17 protein-coding genes are annotated in these 15,183 nt (G+C 72.2%); 6 read left to right on the top strand and 11 right to left on the bottom strand.

Going from position 1 to position 15,183, the window contains the following annotated elements; genetic code table 11:
• Positions 1 to 8 precede the first annotated feature (8 nt).
• Genes ACP4J3_RS26040 through ACP4J3_RS26020 form a run of 5 tightly spaced genes read left to right on the top strand, consistent with a single transcriptional unit; the run spans position 9 to position 5,518 of the window.
• Positions 9 to 1,184: an ADP-ribosylglycohydrolase family protein gene (locus ACP4J3_RS26040; RefSeq protein ID WP_426538458.1), complete on the top strand. Its 1,176-nt coding sequence runs from the start codon at positions 9 to 11 to the stop codon at positions 1,182 to 1,184.
• A complete protein-coding gene (locus ACP4J3_RS26035; protein WP_426538456.1) occupies positions 1,172 to 2,536 on the top strand; it encodes an ADP-ribosylglycohydrolase family protein in 1,365 nt (454 codons plus the stop codon). The genes ACP4J3_RS26040 and ACP4J3_RS26035 overlap by 13 nt, the downstream gene beginning before the upstream one ends.
• Positions 2,533 to 3,489 (top strand): ribokinase, encoded by a 957-nt coding sequence (locus tag ACP4J3_RS26030; protein ID WP_426538454.1) that lies wholly within the window; start codon positions 2,533 to 2,535, stop codon positions 3,487 to 3,489. Before ACP4J3_RS26035 ends, ACP4J3_RS26030 begins: the two co-directional genes overlap by 4 nt.
• Entirely contained in the window at positions 3,486 to 4,688 is a 1,203-nt protein-coding gene (locus tag ACP4J3_RS26025; RefSeq protein WP_426538452.1) for a CaiB/BaiF CoA transferase family protein, read from the top strand. The genes ACP4J3_RS26030 and ACP4J3_RS26025 overlap by 4 nt, the downstream gene beginning before the upstream one ends.
• Positions 4,685 to 5,518, top strand: a complete 834-nt coding sequence (locus tag ACP4J3_RS26020) for an HpcH/HpaI aldolase/citrate lyase family protein (protein WP_426538450.1) — start codon at positions 4,685 to 4,687, stop codon at positions 5,516 to 5,518. The genes ACP4J3_RS26025 and ACP4J3_RS26020 overlap by 4 nt, the downstream gene beginning before the upstream one ends.
• 75 nt (positions 5,519 to 5,593) lie before the next feature.
• Here the strand turns inward: ACP4J3_RS26020 and lgt are convergent, their stop codons facing one another.
• From lgt to hisI, 11 genes are all read right to left on the bottom strand, one after another.
• A complete protein-coding gene (gene lgt / locus ACP4J3_RS26015; RefSeq protein WP_426538448.1) occupies positions 5,594 to 6,535 on the bottom strand; it encodes a prolipoprotein diacylglyceryl transferase in 942 nt (313 codons plus the stop codon).
• Between the two features lie 85 nt (positions 6,536 to 6,620).
• A complete protein-coding gene (locus ACP4J3_RS26010; RefSeq protein WP_426538446.1) occupies positions 6,621 to 7,394 on the bottom strand; it encodes a DsbA family protein in 774 nt (257 codons plus the stop codon).
• A 110-nt stretch (positions 7,395 to 7,504) separates the two neighbouring features.
• Positions 7,505 to 8,323, bottom strand: a complete 819-nt coding sequence (gene trpA / locus ACP4J3_RS26005; RefSeq protein ID WP_426538444.1) for a tryptophan synthase subunit alpha — start codon at positions 8,321 to 8,323, stop codon at positions 7,505 to 7,507.
• The gene (trpB, locus tag ACP4J3_RS26000) at positions 8,320 to 9,612 is read right to left on the bottom strand and encodes a tryptophan synthase subunit beta (RefSeq protein ID WP_426538442.1); all 1,293 of its coding nucleotides are present in this window, start codon (positions 9,610 to 9,612) and stop codon (positions 8,320 to 8,322) included. The genes trpA and trpB overlap by 4 nt, the downstream gene beginning before the upstream one ends.
• Before the next feature lie 59 nt (positions 9,613 to 9,671).
• Positions 9,672 to 9,887: a tryptophan biosynthesis modulator TrpM gene (gene trpM / locus ACP4J3_RS25995; protein ID WP_426538440.1), complete on the bottom strand. Its 216-nt coding sequence runs from the start codon at positions 9,885 to 9,887 to the stop codon at positions 9,672 to 9,674.
• 22 nt (positions 9,888 to 9,909) lie between these two features.
• Positions 9,910 to 10,719 (bottom strand): indole-3-glycerol phosphate synthase TrpC, encoded by an 810-nt coding sequence (gene trpC, locus ACP4J3_RS25990; protein WP_426538438.1) that lies wholly within the window; start codon positions 10,717 to 10,719, stop codon positions 9,910 to 9,912.
• Positions 10,720 to 10,852: 133 nt separating this feature from the next.
• Positions 10,853 to 11,308 carry a DUF2752 domain-containing protein gene (locus ACP4J3_RS25985; protein ID WP_426538436.1) on the bottom strand — a complete coding sequence of 152 codons (456 nt, stop codon included), beginning with the start codon at positions 11,306 to 11,308 and terminating at the stop codon, positions 10,853 to 10,855.
• Positions 11,309 to 11,387: 79 nt separating this feature from the next.
• Entirely contained in the window at positions 11,388 to 11,639 is a 252-nt protein-coding gene (locus ACP4J3_RS25980) for an HGxxPAAW family protein (protein ID WP_426538434.1), read from the bottom strand.
• A 197-nt stretch (positions 11,640 to 11,836) separates the two neighbouring features.
• Positions 11,837 to 12,478 carry a TIGR02234 family membrane protein gene (locus ACP4J3_RS25975; RefSeq protein WP_426538432.1) on the bottom strand — a complete coding sequence of 214 codons (642 nt, stop codon included), beginning with the start codon at positions 12,476 to 12,478 and terminating at the stop codon, positions 11,837 to 11,839.
• 69 nt (positions 12,479 to 12,547) lie between these two features.
• Positions 12,548 to 14,044: an anthranilate synthase component I gene (locus ACP4J3_RS25970; protein ID WP_426538430.1), complete on the bottom strand. Its 1,497-nt coding sequence runs from the start codon at positions 14,042 to 14,044 to the stop codon at positions 12,548 to 12,550.
• 11 nt (positions 14,045 to 14,055) lie between these two features.
• Positions 14,056 to 14,472 (bottom strand): phosphoribosyl-AMP cyclohydrolase, encoded by a 417-nt coding sequence (gene hisI / locus ACP4J3_RS25965; RefSeq protein ID WP_426538428.1) that lies wholly within the window; start codon positions 14,470 to 14,472, stop codon positions 14,056 to 14,058.
• 74 nt (positions 14,473 to 14,546) lie between these two features.
• On the opposite strand from hisI, the gene ACP4J3_RS25960 reads away from it, so the two are divergent.
• Complete coding sequence (locus ACP4J3_RS25960; RefSeq protein ID WP_426538426.1) at positions 14,547 to 15,182, top strand: TIGR03085 family metal-binding protein; 636 nt, start codon at positions 14,547 to 14,549, stop codon at positions 15,180 to 15,182.
• The last annotated feature ends 1 nt before the right edge of the window (position 15,183 follow it).

Genomic DNA, 15,183 nt, shown 5'->3' with positions numbered 1-15,183 from the left:
TTCGGGGCATGACGCCCAAAGCAGAAGAAAGCAGTGGCCCGCGTCTCGACGAGCGGATCACCGGCGCCCTGGTCGGCGCGGCGGTCGGTGACGCCCTCGGCGGCCCGGTGGAGGGCTACTCCCCCGACCAGATCCTGCAGCGCCACGGCGGCCGTGTCCACGGCGTCGTCGGCCCCTGGAACGGCGACGCCTGGCGCACGGCCCGCCCCATCGCGCCGTACCACAAGGGCGACGGGCACGTCACCGACGACACGTTGATGACGCACGCGCTGGTCCGCGTCTACGCGCGGGTCCGCGACCACCTCGACGCCCACTCGATCGCCGACCACCTGGTCCCGGACCTGATGGCCAACCCGCGCTGGATCCCGGAACTGGAATCGGAGGCGCTTTTGCTCCACCGCCTCTTCCTGGCGGAGAAGTGGCTGGTGGCCCGCCTCCACTACGGTCATGTCGACCCACGGGAGGCCGGCGTCGGCAACATCGTCAACTGCGGTGCGGCGATGTACATGGCCCCGGTCGGCCTGGTCAACGCGGCGGACCCGAGAGCGGCGTACGCCGAGGCGCTGGACATCGCGGGCGCGCACCAGTCGTCGTACGGCCGTGAGGCGGCGGGCGTCTTCGCGGCGGCGGTGGCGGCGGCGTGCGCACCGGGCGCCACCCCGGAGTCGGTCGTCTCGACCTGTCTGTCCCTGGCGAAGGACGGCACGAGGACGGCGATCGAGAAGACCTGCGAAGCGGCGGGCGCCCACACCGACTTCGAGTCGGCGCTCGCCCCGCTCCGGGAGGCCATCGCCCCGTACGACACGGTCGGCCCCGACTACCGCCGCCCCTCCCTCGGTGCCCGGCGCCCCTCCCGCCTGCACGCCATCGAGGAACTCCCGATCGCCCTCGCCATGCTGCTGATCGCGCGCGGCGACTACCGCCGGGCGGTCCTGGGCGCGGTGAACTACGGCCGCGACTGCGACTCGATCGCGACGATGGCCGGCGCCCTGTCCGGAGCCCTGGGCTCACCGGTCCCCGAGGACTGGTCGAAGACGGTGGCGGAGGCCAGCCGCCTGGACCTGTGGGAGCCGCCCCGCACCCTCACCGAGGTGACGAGGGAGATCCACGCACGGGACGTGGACCGCCGCCGCGCGCACGAAGCGGCGTTCGCCGCACTGGAGGGCCGGCCGTGCTCCGACTGACCTGGGTCCAGCCGGAGGACCTCCTGGGCCATGAACTCCAGCAGGCGGCCCTGGACGGCCGCGAGCCGTCGAGGATCGCGGAGAGGTGGCGGGCGGCGGGCGGCCCGCAGGCCCCGCTGCGGGCGGGAGCGTCACCGGAACCGGCCTCGCGCTATCTGCGCCAACTGGCTCAGGACCTGCTGGACGAACTGGCGGACCTGCCCAGCAGCTTGACGGACGACGAGCCGACAGACCTGGAGAAGATCAGGTCCCGGTGCCCGGACTGGCCGTCACGCCCCGCGCGCAGTGGAGCCACCCCGCCTGCCCGCTACGAAGCCGCCTGGCTGGGCCGAGCGGTGGGCTGCCTCCTGGGCAAACCGGTGGAGAAGCTCCCCCTCGACGCCATCCGCCAACTGGCCGGATCGACCGGCAACTGGCCCCTGGACACGTACTTCACGGCCAAGGGGGTCCCCCCGGAGCTGCTCGCCGCCCACCCCTGGAACCGCCGCTCGGCCGCCACCTGTCTCGCCGAGAACATCGACGGCATGCCCGAGGACGACGACCTCAACTACCCGCTCCTCAACCTCCTCCTGCTCCAGCGCCACGGCAGAGCCTTCACCACCACCGACGTGGCCCGCCTCTGGCTCGACGAACTCCCGCCCGGCCGCACCTTCACCGCCGAGCGCATCGCCCACCGCAACCTCCTCCTGGGCATCGAACCCCCGCACACGGCCCGCCACCGCAACCCCTTCCGCGAATGGATCGGCGCCCTCATCCGCGCGGACGTCCACGGCTGGACCAACCCCGGCGACCCGGCCGTCGCGGCCGAACAGGCCCACCGCGACGCCACCCTCACCCACACCGCCAACGGCGTCTACGCGGCGATGTTCACGGCGGCGGTCATCGCACAGGCAGCCACCGGCGCCGATGACATCCACGCCTGCCTGCACACCGGTCTCAAGGTGGTCCCACCGAACTCCCGCCTGGCCCGCGCCATCCGCCACGCCCTCCGACTGGCCCGCGCCCACGAGGACTTCGACACGCTCGTCGACGAACTCCACGCCACCCACGCCGACACCCACCACTGGGTCCACGCCATCCCCAACACCGCCCTGATCGCCGCCGCCCTCGCCCACGCGAACGGCGACTTCACGGGCTCCATCCGCCGTGCCGTATCGGGAGGCTGGGACACCGACTCCAATGGCGCGACGGCGGGCAGCATCGCCGCCCTCCTCGCCGGCGACCCCGCCGCCCTCCCGGACCGCTGGACCACCCCCCTCAAGAACCGCCTCACCACCTCCATCGCCGACTTCAACGGCACCGGCTTCGACACCCTGGCGCACCTCACCCACCTGGAGGCCACCCGCCCATGACCGACATCGTCGTGCTCGGCAGCACGAACATGGACCTCGTCACCTACGTCGAGAAGGCCCCGCAGCGCGGCGAGACCGTGACGGGCCGGGAGTTCCGTACGATCCCCGGCGGCAAGGGAGCCAACCAGGCGATCGCGGCGGCCCGCGCGGGCGGCGACGTCCTGATGATCGGCGCCGTCGGCAACGACGCCTTCGGCACCCACCTGCGCTCCACCCTGGAGCTCCCCCACTCTTCGAGCGGGGGGACCCCCACCGGCGTGGACACCGACGACCTCCGCATGGTCGAGGGCCCCTCCGGCACCGCACACATCGTCGTGGACTACGAGGGCGGCAACGCGATCGTCGTGATCCCCGGCGCGAACGGCACCGTCGACCACCTCAGCCCCGGCGACGAGGGCGTCATCGCCTCCGCCGGCACCCTGCTGCTCCAGCTCGAGATCCCGCTGGCGGCGGTCCTCGCCGGCGCCCAGGCCGCCCATCGCCACGGCGTCCGTACGATCCTCACCCCGCCCCCCGCCCAGCCGCTCCCGGACGAACTCCTCGCCACCATCGACCTGTTGGTCCCCAAAGAGCACGAGGCCACCACCCTCACCGGCCGCACCGACCCCCGCGAGGCGGCCACCGCGCTGCTCGACCGGGTGCCCGAGGTCGTCGTCACCCTGGGGGCGTCCGGCAGCCTGTACGCCACCCGCGGCGCCGAGCCCCAGACCGTCCCCGCCCCGAAGGTCACCGCCGTCGACTCCACGGGCGCCGGCGACACCTTCGTCGGCGCCCTCGCGGATGGGGGCGCCCCCGCTCGAGCGAAGCCGAGAGTGGGGGACCTCGGCGAGGGACGCCCGATGCCGGACGCGCTGGCCTGGGCCGCCGCGGCGGCCGCACTGTCCGTCCAGCGCGAGGGCGCCACGGCGTCGATGCCGTACCGCCCCGAGATCGACGAACGGCACGCGTCATGACCGACACTCCCCGGGCGACCCCCTTGACCGGCCTGCGCGTGCTGGACCTGGCCACCCTCTTCGCCGGCCCCCTCGCCGCCACGATGCTCGGCGACTTCGGCGCGGAGGTCATCAAGGTCGAGCACCCCGAGAAGCCGGACCCCTCCCGCGGCCACGGCCCGTCGAAGGACGGCGTGGGCCTGTGGTGGAAGGTCCTCGGCCGCAACAAGCACACGATCACCCTGAACCTCGCCAAGCCCGGCGGCCGTGCCACCCTGCTGCGCCTGGCCGGGACCGCGGACGTCGTCATCGAGAACTTCCGCCCCGGCACCCTGGAGAAATGGGATCTCGGCTGGCCGGAGCTCTCCGCCGCCAACCCCCGCCTCATCCTCACCCGCGTCACCGGCTTCGGTCAGTTCGGCCCCTACGCCCACCGCCCCGGCTTCGGCACCCTCGCCGAGGCGATGAGCGGCTTCGCGGCCCTCACCGGCGAACCGGAGGCGCCCCCGACGCTCCCGCCGTTCGGCCTGGCCGACTCCATCGCGGGCCTGGCGACCGCGTACGCGGTGCTGACCGCCCTGTCCGCCCGCGACCGCACCGGCGAGGGCCAGGTCGTCGACATGGCCCTCATCGAACCGATGCTGATGGCCCTCGGCCCCCAGCCCACCTGGTACGACCAGCTCGGCCACGTCCAGCGGCGCACCGGCAACCGCTCCGCGAACAACGCCCCGCGCAACACCTACCGCACCGCCGACGGGACCTGGGTCGCCGTCTCCACCTCCGCCCAGTCCATCGCCGAGCGTGTGATGCACCTGGTGGGGCGCCCCGACCTGATCGACGAGCCGTGGTTCGCGACGGGTGCCGGCCGGGCCCGCCACGCCGACGTCCTCGACCGGGCGGTCGGCGACTGGATCGCCCGCCACACCCGCGCCGACGTCCTCGCGGCCTTCGAGAAGGCGCAGGCGGCGGTGGCCCCGGTCCAGGACGTACGGGATGTGATGACCGACCCCCAGTACGCGGCCCTCGACACGATCACGACCATCGACGACCCCGAACTCGGCCCGCTGCGCATGCAGAACGTCCTCTTCCGCCTCTCCGCCACCCCCGGCGCGATCCGCTGGGCGGGCCGCCCGCACGGCGCGGACACCCAGGAGATCCTCACCGGCCTGGGCCTGACCCATGAGGAGCTGACGGCCCTGCGCGAGGAGGGAAGCCTGTGACGCGCTTTCCCCTGACCTGGCTGTACGCCCCCGGCGACCGCCCCCATGTGGTGGCCAAGGCCCTGACGTCCGGCGCCGACATCGTCGTCGTCGACCTGGAGGACGCCGTGGCACCGGACCGCAAGGACTACGCCCGGGCGGCCACGGCCGACCTGCTCCGCGAACCCGAGCACCCCGTTCCCGTCCACGTCCGTGTGAACGCCCTGGCCACCCCGGCGGCGGCGAAGGACCTCGCGGCCCTGGCCGCCCTCCCCGGTCTGTCCGGCCTGCGCCTGCCGAAGGTGACCTCGGCCGAGCAGATCATCCACCTCGCCCAGACGACCCCGCCCTGCGCCCCGGGCACGATCCCGCTGCACGCCCTCCTGGAATCGGCCCTCGGCATCGAACGCGCCCACGCGATCGCCTCCGCCCACCCCACCCTCCACGGCATCTCCCTGGGCACCGCCGACCTGCGGGCCGACCTGGGCGTACGGGACGACGCGGGCCTCGACTGGTGCCGCTCCCGCGTCGTCGTGGCCGCACGGGCGGCGGGCCTGCCCCCGCCGGCGCAGTCGGTCCACCCCGACATCCGCGACCTGGAGGGCCTGGCGGCGTCCTGCGCCCACGGCCGCACCCTGGGCTTCCTGGGCCGGGCGGCCATCCACCCCCGCCAGCTCCCGGTGATCGAACGGGCCTACCTGCCCACGGAGGAGGAACTGGAACACGCGGAGACCATCGTCAAGGCGGCCACGACGGAGCAGGGCGCCCAGGCGTTGCGGGACGGCACGTTCATCGACGCGGCGGTGGTGACGGCGGCCCAGCGGACCCTGGCACTGGCCCGCCGACGCTGAGCATGTCCTGCCCCCGCATACGACGAGGGGCGCCCGGAAAGCTCCGGGCGCCCCTCGTCGTCGTAAGACCAGACCTCAGGTCTTCTTCGTCGCCGATCCGGCCTCGTCCTTCGCCTCGGCGTCGGCAGCGGCGTCCTCAGCCTCATCGCCGGAGGCGTCATCGGCCTTGTCGTCGGCGGCCTTGTCGCCGTCGGAGTCCCCGGTACCGGGCTCGACCACGGCTTCCCGGCCGGGCCGCTTCCTCGCCGACACCACGATGTAGACCACCGCGAGCAGGAACACGATCAGCGCGGTCCAGTTGTTCAGCCGCAGCCCGAGGATGTGGTGGGCGTCGTCGACGCGCATGTACTCGACCCAGAACCGGCCCGCGCAGTACGCGGCGACGTACAGCGCGAACGCCCGGCCATGCCCCATCTTGAAGCGGCGGTCGGCCCAGATCACCAGCACCGCGACGCCGATGCACCACAGCGACTCGTAGAGGAACGTCGGGTGGTACGTGCCCGGCACGCGCCCGTCCGCCGAGGACGTGATCTTCAGGGCCCACGGCAGATCGGTCGCCCGCCCGTACAGCTCCTGGTTGAACCAGTTGCCCCAGCGGCCGATCGCCTGCGCGAGGGCGATTCCGGGGGCGACGGCGTCGGCGTACGCGGGCAGCGGGATGCCACGGCGGCGACAGCCGATCCACGCGCCCAGCGCGCCGAAGGCGATCGCGCCCCAGATGCCGAGGCCGCCCTCCCAGATCTTGAAGGCGTCCACCCAGTCACGGCCCTCGCTGAAGTACAGCTGGTAGTCCGTGATCACGTGATAGAGGCGTCCGCCGACCAGTCCGAACGGCACCGCCCAGACCGCGATGTCGGCGACCGTGCCGGACCGCCCGCCCCGGGCGACCCAGCGCTTGTTGCCGAGCCAGACGGCTACGAAGACGCCGATGATGATGCAGAAGGCGTAGCCGCGCAGCGGAATGGGACCGAGATTGATCACTCCGCGCGACGGGCTGGGGATGTAGGCAAGTTCCATGGCAAGGTCGACGCTACCTTGCCGGGCGGCACCGATGTCAGGCACCCCGGCTACGGGTCCATAACAGGCGGCCGCCCGGCGGGGCTCACCCCTTGGCCGCCTCCTCCACCATCTGCTTCAGCTTCGCCGGGGTCATCGTCTGGTCCTGGTAGATGTTCTTGCCGTTCAGCAGCACCGTCGGCGTACCGCTGAAGCCGCCCTTCTGGAACGCCTCGTTGGACTTGTTGACCCAACCGTTGTGCGTGCCGTCCTCGACGCACTTGCGGAAGGCGGGGGTGTCCAGGCCCTTGACCTTGCCCGCGAGCTCGAACAGCCTGCTGTTCTTGGCGAAGGCGTCGTCGATCTCCTGCGGCTGGTTCCGGTACAGCACGTCGTGGTACTGCGTGAACTTCCCGGCGTCCTGGGCGCAGGCCGCGGCGTTGGCGGCGTTGCGCGAGCCGGTGCCGCCCATGTTGCCGTCGATGATCGTCGCCAGGTGGTACTCGACCTTGAGCTTGCCGCTGTCGGTCAGGTCATGGATCGTCGAGCGGTAGGCGTCCTCGAAGGACTTGCAGGCCGGGCAGCGGAAGTCCTCCCAGACTGTGAGAGTCGACTTGGCGCTCCCCTTCCCCACCGGGATCGCGAGACCGTCCTTGCCCTGCGCCCCCGAGGGCCCGACGACCGGCCCCGCGTCACCGCTGTCGTCCTTGCCCGCGTTCGCCGCGACGACTCCGACCACCGCCGCCAGTCCGAGGACGCAGGCGACGCTCGCGCCCACGATCAGCGCGCGGCGCCGCTTGTCGGCGGCCTTCTGCTTCTCCCGCTCGACCGCCAGCCGCTCCCGGGCGGTCCGCTTTCCCTCACGATTCTTTTCGCTCACACCCGCAGAACGAACCGGGGAGGCGCAGCGCGCCTCCCCGGCCTCAGGTCCACCCGTTCGAGTGACCAGTAGAAAACATCCGATATGTACGGATGTGTTACGCCTCCGCGTTACGCCTGCCCGCGCACGCCCTTCGCCAGCTCACCGGCGAGCGCGCGCACGGCCTCGACACCGGCCGCGTCGTCCGGCGCGTCCAGCATCCGCTTGACGAAGGCCGAGCCGACGATCACGCCGTCGGCGAAGCCGGCGACCTCGGCGGCCTGCTCGGCGTTGGAGACGCCGAGCCCGACGCAGACGGGCAGTTCGGTGCCGGTGGCCCGGGTGCGCTCCACCAGGTCCTGGGCCTGTGCGCCCACGGACTCGCGGGTGCCGGTGACGCCCATCAGCGAGGCGGCGTAGACGAAGCCGCTGCCCGCCACGGTGATCTGCGCGAGCCGCTCGTCCTTGCTGCTGGGCGCGACCACGTAGACCGTGGCGAGCCCGTGCTTCTCGGCGTGCTCCCTCCACAGCGCCGACTCCTGGACGGGCAGGTCGGGCAGGATGCAGCCCGCGCCGCCCGCTTCGGCCAGCTCGGCGGTGAAGCGCTCGACGCCGTAGCGGTCGATGGGGTTCCAGTACGTCATGACGAGGATCGGCTTCCCGGTGGCCGCGTGGGCCTCCCGGACCGTGCGCATGACGTCCGCGATCCTGACGCCGCCGCGCAGGGCGATGTCGTCGGCGGTCTGGATGACGGGGCCGTCGAGGACGGGGTCGCTGTGCGGCAGACCGACCTCCACGACGTCCGCACCGCCGTCGAGCACGGCCTTGATCGCCTCGATGCCGCCTGCCACGGTCGGGAACCCGGCCGGGAGGTAGGCGATGAGGGCGGAGCGGTCCTCGGCCTTGGCGGCGGCGAGGGCGTCGGACAGCAGTTGGATGTTCCCGCTCACTTGGCGTCCCCCTGGATCTCGGCGGCACCGCCGTTGGCATCGGCGGCGACCTCGGCATCTGCGTCGGTGTCGTACAGGCCGAAGTACCGGGCGGCCGTGTCCATGTCCTTGTCACCGCGGCCGGACAGGTTGACGACGATCAGCCCGTTCTTGCCCAGCTCCCGGCCGACCTCCAGCGCGCCCGCGAGCGCGTGGGCGCTCTCGATCGCCGGGATGATGCCCTCGGTGCGCGACAGCAGCCGCAGCGCCTGCATGGCCGCGTCGTCGGTGACCGCGCGGTACTCGCCGCGGCCGGAGTCCTTGAGGTAGGAGTGCTCGGGGCCGATGCCGGGGTAGTCCAGACCGGCCGAGATCGAGTACGGCTCGGTGATCTGGCCCTCGTCGTCCTGGAGGACGTAGGACCGGGAGCCGTGCAGGATGCCGGGCTCGCCGGCGGTCAGGGTGGCCGCGTGCTCGCCGGTCTCGACGCCGTGCCCGGCGGGCTCGCAGCCGATGAGGCGTACGTCCGTGTCGGGGATGAAGGCGTGGAAGAGGCCGATGGCGTTGGAGCCGCCGCCGACGCAGGCGATGGCGGCGTCGGGGAGGCGCCCGGCGCGCTCCAGGATCTGGCGGCGCGCCTCGACGCCGATCACGCGGTGGAAGTCGCGGACCATGGCGGGGAAGGGGTGCGGGCCGGCGACCGTACCGAAGAGGTAGTGGGTGTGGTCGACGTTCGCGACCCAGTCGCGGAACGCCTCGTTGATGGCGTCCTTGAGGGTGCGGCTGCCCGACTTCACGGCGATGACCTCGGCTCCGAGCATGCGCATGCGGGCCACGTTCAGGGCCTGGCGCTGGGTGTCGATCTCGCCCATGTAGATGGTGCACTCGAGGCCGAACAGCGCGCAGGCCGTCGCGGTCGCGACACCGTGCTGGCCGGCGCCGGTCTCGGCGATGACGCGGGTCTTGCCCATGCGCTTGGTGAGCAGGGCCTGGCCGAGCACGTTGTTGATCTTGTGGGAGCCGGTGTGGTTGAGGTCCTCGCGCTTGAGGAAGACGCGGGCGCCGCCGGCGTGTTCGGCGAAGCGGGGCACCTCGGTGAGGGAGCTGGGGCGGCCGGTGTAGTTGACCAGGAGGTCGTCCAGTTCTCGGGCGAACTCGGGGTCGTGCTTGGCCTTGTCGTACTCGACGGCCACCTCGTCCACGGCGGCGACGAGGGCCTCCGGGATGAACTTGCCGCCGAACGCCCCGAAGTAGCCTTCGGGGCTGGGGAGTTGACCCTGGGGGTCGGGGATGAAGAAGTCGCTGGGCATGCGTGTACCTCACGGTGAGTTTGTGTTGAGTGCACTAATCGCCGTGGGGCGGGGGGTTGTCAGTTGACTGCGGGCCCGTTGTGGCTGGTCGCGCAGTTCCCCGCGCCCCTGAAGGGGCGCTGCCATCGACGGCCGTTTACCTGTCCTGGTTCGTCGCCGATGACGTACCTGACTCTGCGGCCGTGCACGCGGCGTGCCGGGGCTCGGCAGCCTCGGGGGCGGCAGCCTCGCGCCAGGCGGGCGTGCCGGTCCACGGTCGTCACGGTGAGAGTCATCGTCGGTCAGCCTAGCGGGTGATCAGCCTCGGCCGTGCCGCAATGCGGGGTGCTCGCCCGCTGCCACCAGGTCGGAGACCGCGGACTTGGGGTCCTTGCCGGTGACGAGGGACTCGCCGACCAGGACCGCGTCGGCGCCCGCGTTGGCGTAGGCGATGAGGTCGTGGGGGCCGCGGACGCCGGACTCGGCGACCTTGACGAGGGTGTCCGGGATCTCCGGCGCGACGCGCTCGAAGGTGCCGCGGTCGACCTCGAGGGTCTTGAGGTTGCGGGCGTTGACGCCGATCACCTTGGCGCCGGCGTCGACCGCGCGCTCGACCTCGTCCTCGTCGTGCACCTCGACCAGGGGAGTGAGGCCGATGGACACGGCGCGCTCGATGAGGGACTCCAGGGCCGGCTGCTCCAGCGCCGCCACGATCAGCAGGGCCAGGTCGGCGCCGTACGCGCGGGCCTCCCAGAGCTGGTACGAGGTGACGATGAAGTCCTTGCGCAGGACCGGGATGTCCACGCGCGCGCGGACCGCCTCCAGGTCGGCCAGCGAGCCGCCGAAGCGCCGCTGCTCCGTCAGCACGGAGATGACGGCCGCCCCGCCCGCCTCGTAGTCGGCGGCGAGTCCGGCAGGGTCGGCGATCGCGGCCAGCGCGCCCTTGGAGGGGCTGGAGCGCTTGACCTCGCAGATGACCTTGACGCCGTCGCCCTTGAGCGCGGCGACCCCGTCCTTGGCGGCGGGCGCCTTGGCCGCGCGCTCCTTGAGCTCGTCGAGGCTGACGCGCGCCTGCCGCTCCGCGAGGTCGGCACGGACTCCGTCGATGATCTCGTCGAGCACACTCACGCGAGCGGCCCCCTTCCAGACGGTGGACTGTGAACGGTTCAAAACCGGTGGTCACTGCGATGGTATCCGTAGCTGGACGCAGGCCTCGCATCCGGTTGACGCCGGTCCCACTACCTGGACGTTCATGAGTTGATCAAGGGTGGAGCCAGCCACCGAACGGCAGGTTCCGGACAACAGTGAAGACCAGCAGCAGCGCGCCGACGGCCCACTGGTGCGCCGGCCCGAGCTCGATCATCCTCAGCGGGCGGCGCCCGCGCACCACGCGGACCACCCAGACGGTCCACACCACGGCGAAGAGCACATAGCCGACGACGGCGAGCGCGTTGTCCTGGAGCGCGGCCAGGAAGTCCCCGTGGACGACGGCGTGCGCACTGCGCAGTCCGCCGCAGCCGGGGCAGTAGATGCCGGTGTACTGGAGAAGCGGGCAGGCGGGGTAGTGGCCGGGTTCGTTGGGGTCCACGGTGCCCACGTAGGCGAAGGCTCCGACGACGGCCGCGAGGGCGCCCGCCGGGGCAGCCAGTCGCACCGGCATGGCCCCCGCACGGGGCTCGGTTGTCACCCTCTGGCTGTCGACATTCACGTCATGCATTGTGCCCCGCATACGCGTGAGGGGCGCCCCCTGGCACTCCATCGGTGCCGGGTCGCCCCTCGGCGAAGTCGTGCGTGGATCAGCTCTCGGCGCTCGCGGCCTCGCGCTGCTGCGTGGTGAGCAGCGCCTTGTGGGCGTCCTTCGGCTGGCCCATGCCCATCGCGCTCATGATCCAGCCGACGATGCCACCGAGGACCGTGAGGCCCAGGCCGGCCCAGAAGCCCACGGGCTGGGCCATCACCATGAAGGCGCCCGAGACGCAGAAACCGATGAAGGCGATCGTGACACCGGTCCAGGCGGCCGGGGTGTGACCGTGGCTGCTGCCCGCCATTGCTTGCTCCTCGTTGCTGAAGTACGTGTCGAGCCGGACGCTCGCAGCCATTGTCCCGCACGCGTGCGGGCGGGGTGATCGGGGGTAGCCCTCACGAGTCGACGCCGGGACCTGGCAGCGCCCCTTCAGAGGCGCGGGGAACTGCGCGAGCAACCCCCACCGGCCCGCAGCTCAAAACCGGCCCTCCCAGCGGAGCGCTACGCGCCGGTGGGATCCTCACCCCGGTCCAGCGCCTTCCACAGCTCCTCGGGCCGTTCGGGATCGGTCGGCTGGGCCCGCCGCCGCGGCCGGGGCGCGCCGCCGCGCTCGTAGCGGCCGGACATGCCGGGCCACAGGCGGCCGTAGCGCAGGGCCAGCAGTCCGGCGAACAGGATCAGGACGCCGGCGACGGCCGCGACGTACGGCCAGGCGGTGTGGGTGACGGCGTCGACGGTGGCCGCGGTGTCGCCGGAGGCCTTGGCGGCCTGCTCGTCGAGCGCGGCGCTGTCGGAGGCGCCGAGCAGGGCGGCGGCGACGGTGCCGGCGCCGGAGAGCGCGAGCAGGGCGGCGACCATGAGGCGGCCGGCCCGGCGGACGGCGAAGACGGCGACGAGCGCGGCCAGCCCCACTATCGCCAGGGCTGCCGGGACGCCGGTGACGTCACTGCCGTTGGCGGTCAGGGAGAACGGGCCGCCCGCCACCGTCACGGTGCCCTCCGACCAGCGCTGCCGGGTGGCGAGCAGCGCCACGGCCGCGCCGAGCGCCCCGCACAGCAGGGCGAGGGCGAGACTCATACGGCCGGCCCGGGCGGAACCGGAGGCTTCGGAACGGGGGTGAGGTACAGCAGTCACGTACTCCACTATCGCCCGAACCCCGAACGATCAGTCACCCGGGGTTCGGGTGGGGCGGCCGGCCGGGTTCACCCGAGGTCAACCGAGCCGGTTCGCCGTGTGTACGGCTCGCAGTACCGCCGCCGCCTTGTTGCGGCACTCGGTGTCCTCGGCGACCGGGTCCGAGTCGGCGACGATGCCCGCGCCGGCCTGGACGTAGGCCGTGCCGTCCCGCAGCAGGGCCGTGCGGATGGCGATGGCGGTGTCGGAGTCGCCCGCGAAGTCGAGGTAGCCGACGCAGCCGCCGTACAGCCCGCGCCGGGACGGCTCGAGTTCGTCGATGATCTGCATCGCGCGGGGCTTTGGGGCGCCGGAGAGGGTGCCGGCCGGGAAGCAGGCCGTCAGGACGTCGAAGGCGCTGCGGCCGGGTGCCACGCGTCCGGTCACCGTCGAGACGATGTGCATCACGTGCGAGTACCGCTCGATGGACATGAAGTCGACGACCTCGACCGAACCGGGCTCACAGACCCGCCCCAGGTCGTTGCGGCCCAGGTCGACCAGCATCAGGTGCTCGGCGCGCTCCTTGGGGTCGGCGAGCAGTTCGTCGGCGAGGGCCTGGTCCTCCTGCGGGGTGGCCCCACGCCACCGGGTGCCGGCGATGGGGTGGACCATGGCCCGCCCGTCCTCGACCTTCACCAGCGCTTCCGGCGAGGAGCCGACGACGTCGAAGCCGTCGAAGCGGAACAGGTACATGTACGGCGAGGGGTTGGTCGCCCTGAGGACCCGGTACACGTCCAGCGCGCTCGCCGTGCACGGCGTCTCGAAGCGCTGGGAGGGGACCACCTGGAAGGCCTCCCCGGCCCGGATGCGCTCCTTGATGTCCTCGACGGCCTCCTGGAAGTCCTCGCCGCCCCACAGGGCGGTGTACTCGGGAAGCTCGGAGGGCGGCAGGACGGCGGGCGGCTGGGCGACCGGGCGCGAGAGGTCGGCCTCCATGGCGTCCAGGCGGGCGACCGCGTCCGCGTAGGCCTCGTCGACGCCGGTGTCGAGGTCGTTGTGGTTGATCGCGTTGGCGATCAGCAGGACGGAGCCCTCCCAGTGGTCCATGACGGCGAGGTCACTGGTGAGCAGCATGGTCAGCTCGGGCAGCTTCAGATCGTCCCGCTCGCCGGGGCCGATCTTCTCCAGGCGGCGCACGATGTCGTAGCCGAGGTAGCCGACCATGCCGCCGGTGAAGGGCGGCAGGCCCAGGTCGTGGGCGAGGTCGCGCGGGGTGTGCAGGGCCTCGATGGTGGCGCGCAGGGCGGCGAGCGGGTCGCCCTCGACGGGGACGCCGACGGGCGGGACGCCGAGCCAGTGGGCCTGTCCGTCGCGCTCGGTGAGCGTCCCGGCGGAGCGGACGCCCACGAACGAGTAGCGAGACCATTGAAACGCGGCGCGGCCGTTCTCCGCGGACTCCAGCAGGAATGTGCCGGGGCGCTCGGCGGCGAGCTTGCGGTAGAGGGCGACCGGGGTGTCGCCGTCGGCGAGGAGCTTGCGGGTGACCGGGATGACACGGCGGTCGGTGGCCAGCTTGCGGAACGTCTCGAGGTCCATGGCGGCTGACCTTACTGATCCGTGGCCGGTACGCCGGAATCGGCGCCCTCGGCCTCCTTGAGCAGGACATCCTCGTCGAAGCAGGTACGCGCGCCCGTGTGGCAGGCGGCGCCCACCTGGTCGACCTTGACGAGGACGGTGTCGGCGTCGCAGTCCAGGGCCACGGACCTGACCCTCTGGAAGTGGCCGGAGGTGTCGCCCTTGACCCAGTACTCCTGGCGGCTGCGCGACCAGTAGGTGCAGCGGCCGGTGGTGAGCGTGCGGTGCAGCGCCTCGTCGTCCATCCAGCCGAGCATCAGCACCTCTCCGGTGTCGTACTGCTGGGCGATGGCGGGCAGGAGCCCGTCCGCGCTGCGCTTGAGGCGCGCGGCGATGTCGGGGTCCAGCGGGCTGGGCTGACGGGGCGTGCTGGTGGTCATGGATGCCATTGTGCCGCCTGCCACTGACAGTGACCGTCAGGTGTCCACTGGGCGGACCTGACGGGCAGTCGTAGGCTGACTGCATGTCGACCTTCGCCAAGCGTGAACGACTTCTCCTGGCCGACCTCCTGGAGGCCGAGGGCCCCGAGGCCCCCACCCTCTGCGAGGGCTGGACGACCCGTGATCTCGCCGCGCACGTGGTGGTGCGCGAGCGCCGCCCCGACGCTGCCGCCGGCATTCTGATCAAGCAGCTCGCGCCGCGCCTGGACAAGGCGATGGAGGAGTTCGCGGCGAAGCCGTACGAGGAGCTGATCCAGCTCATCCGCACCGGCCCGCCGCGCTTCTCGCCCTTCCAGCTCAAGCAGATCGACGAGGCGTCGAACACGATCGAGTTCTACGTCCACACCGAGGACGTCCGCCGCGCCCAGTCGGACTGGACGCGGCGCGAGCTCGACCCGGTGTTCCAGGACGCCCTGTGGTCCCGCCTGGAGCGCTCCGCCCGCCTGATGGGCCGCAGCGCCCCCACCGGCCTGGTCCTGCGCCGCCCCGACGGCCAGACGGCGGTCGCCCACAAGGGCACGCCGGTCGTCACGGTGACGGGCGAGCCGTCGGAGCTGCTGCTGTTCTCCTACGGCCGGCAGAGCGCCGCCAAGGTGGAGCTGGACGGCGACGAGGACGCGATCGCCAAGCTGCACGAGACGAAGCAGTTGGGGATCTGAG

It is taken from the genome of Streptomyces sp. UG1, from assembly GCF_049974585.1.
In the GTDB taxonomy this organism is placed as follows: Bacteria; Actinomycetota; Actinomycetes; order Streptomycetales; family Streptomycetaceae; genus Streptomyces.
The sequence above is the reverse complement of the archived record's forward strand: the minus strand, read 5'-3'. Positions and strand labels throughout refer to the sequence as shown.

Bases quoted from the DNA above. Each gene is read 5' to 3' on its own strand.
- ACP4J3_RS26030 (WP_426538454.1), top strand. From the start codon at position 2,533: ATGACCGACATCGTCGTGCTCGGCAGCACGAACATGGACCTCGTCACC.
- ACP4J3_RS25985 (WP_426538436.1), bottom strand. From the start codon at position 11,308: ATGCATGACGTGAATGTCGACAGCCAGAGGGTGACAACCGAGCCCCGT.
- ACP4J3_RS25970 (WP_426538430.1), bottom strand. From the start codon at position 14,044: ATGGACCTCGAGACGTTCCGCAAGCTGGCCACCGACCGCCGTGTCATC.
- lgt (WP_426538448.1), bottom strand. From the start codon at position 6,535: ATGGAACTTGCCTACATCCCCAGCCCGTCGCGCGGAGTGATCAATCTC.
- hisI (WP_426538428.1), bottom strand. From the start codon at position 14,472: ATGGCATCCATGACCACCAGCACGCCCCGTCAGCCCAGCCCGCTGGAC.
- ACP4J3_RS25980 (WP_426538434.1), bottom strand. From the start codon at position 11,639: ATGGCGGGCAGCAGCCACGGTCACACCCCGGCCGCCTGGACCGGTGTC.
- trpM (WP_426538440.1), bottom strand. From the start codon at position 9,887: ATGACTCTCACCGTGACGACCGTGGACCGGCACGCCCGCCTGGCGCGA.
- ACP4J3_RS26025 (WP_426538452.1), top strand. From the start codon at position 3,486: ATGACCGACACTCCCCGGGCGACCCCCTTGACCGGCCTGCGCGTGCTG.
- ACP4J3_RS26040 (WP_426538458.1), top strand. From the start codon at position 9: ATGACGCCCAAAGCAGAAGAAAGCAGTGGCCCGCGTCTCGACGAGCGG.
- ACP4J3_RS25960 (WP_426538426.1), top strand. From the start codon at position 14,547: ATGTCGACCTTCGCCAAGCGTGAACGACTTCTCCTGGCCGACCTCCTG.
- trpB (WP_426538442.1), bottom strand. From the start codon at position 9,612: ATGCCCAGCGACTTCTTCATCCCCGACCCCCAGGGTCAACTCCCCAGC.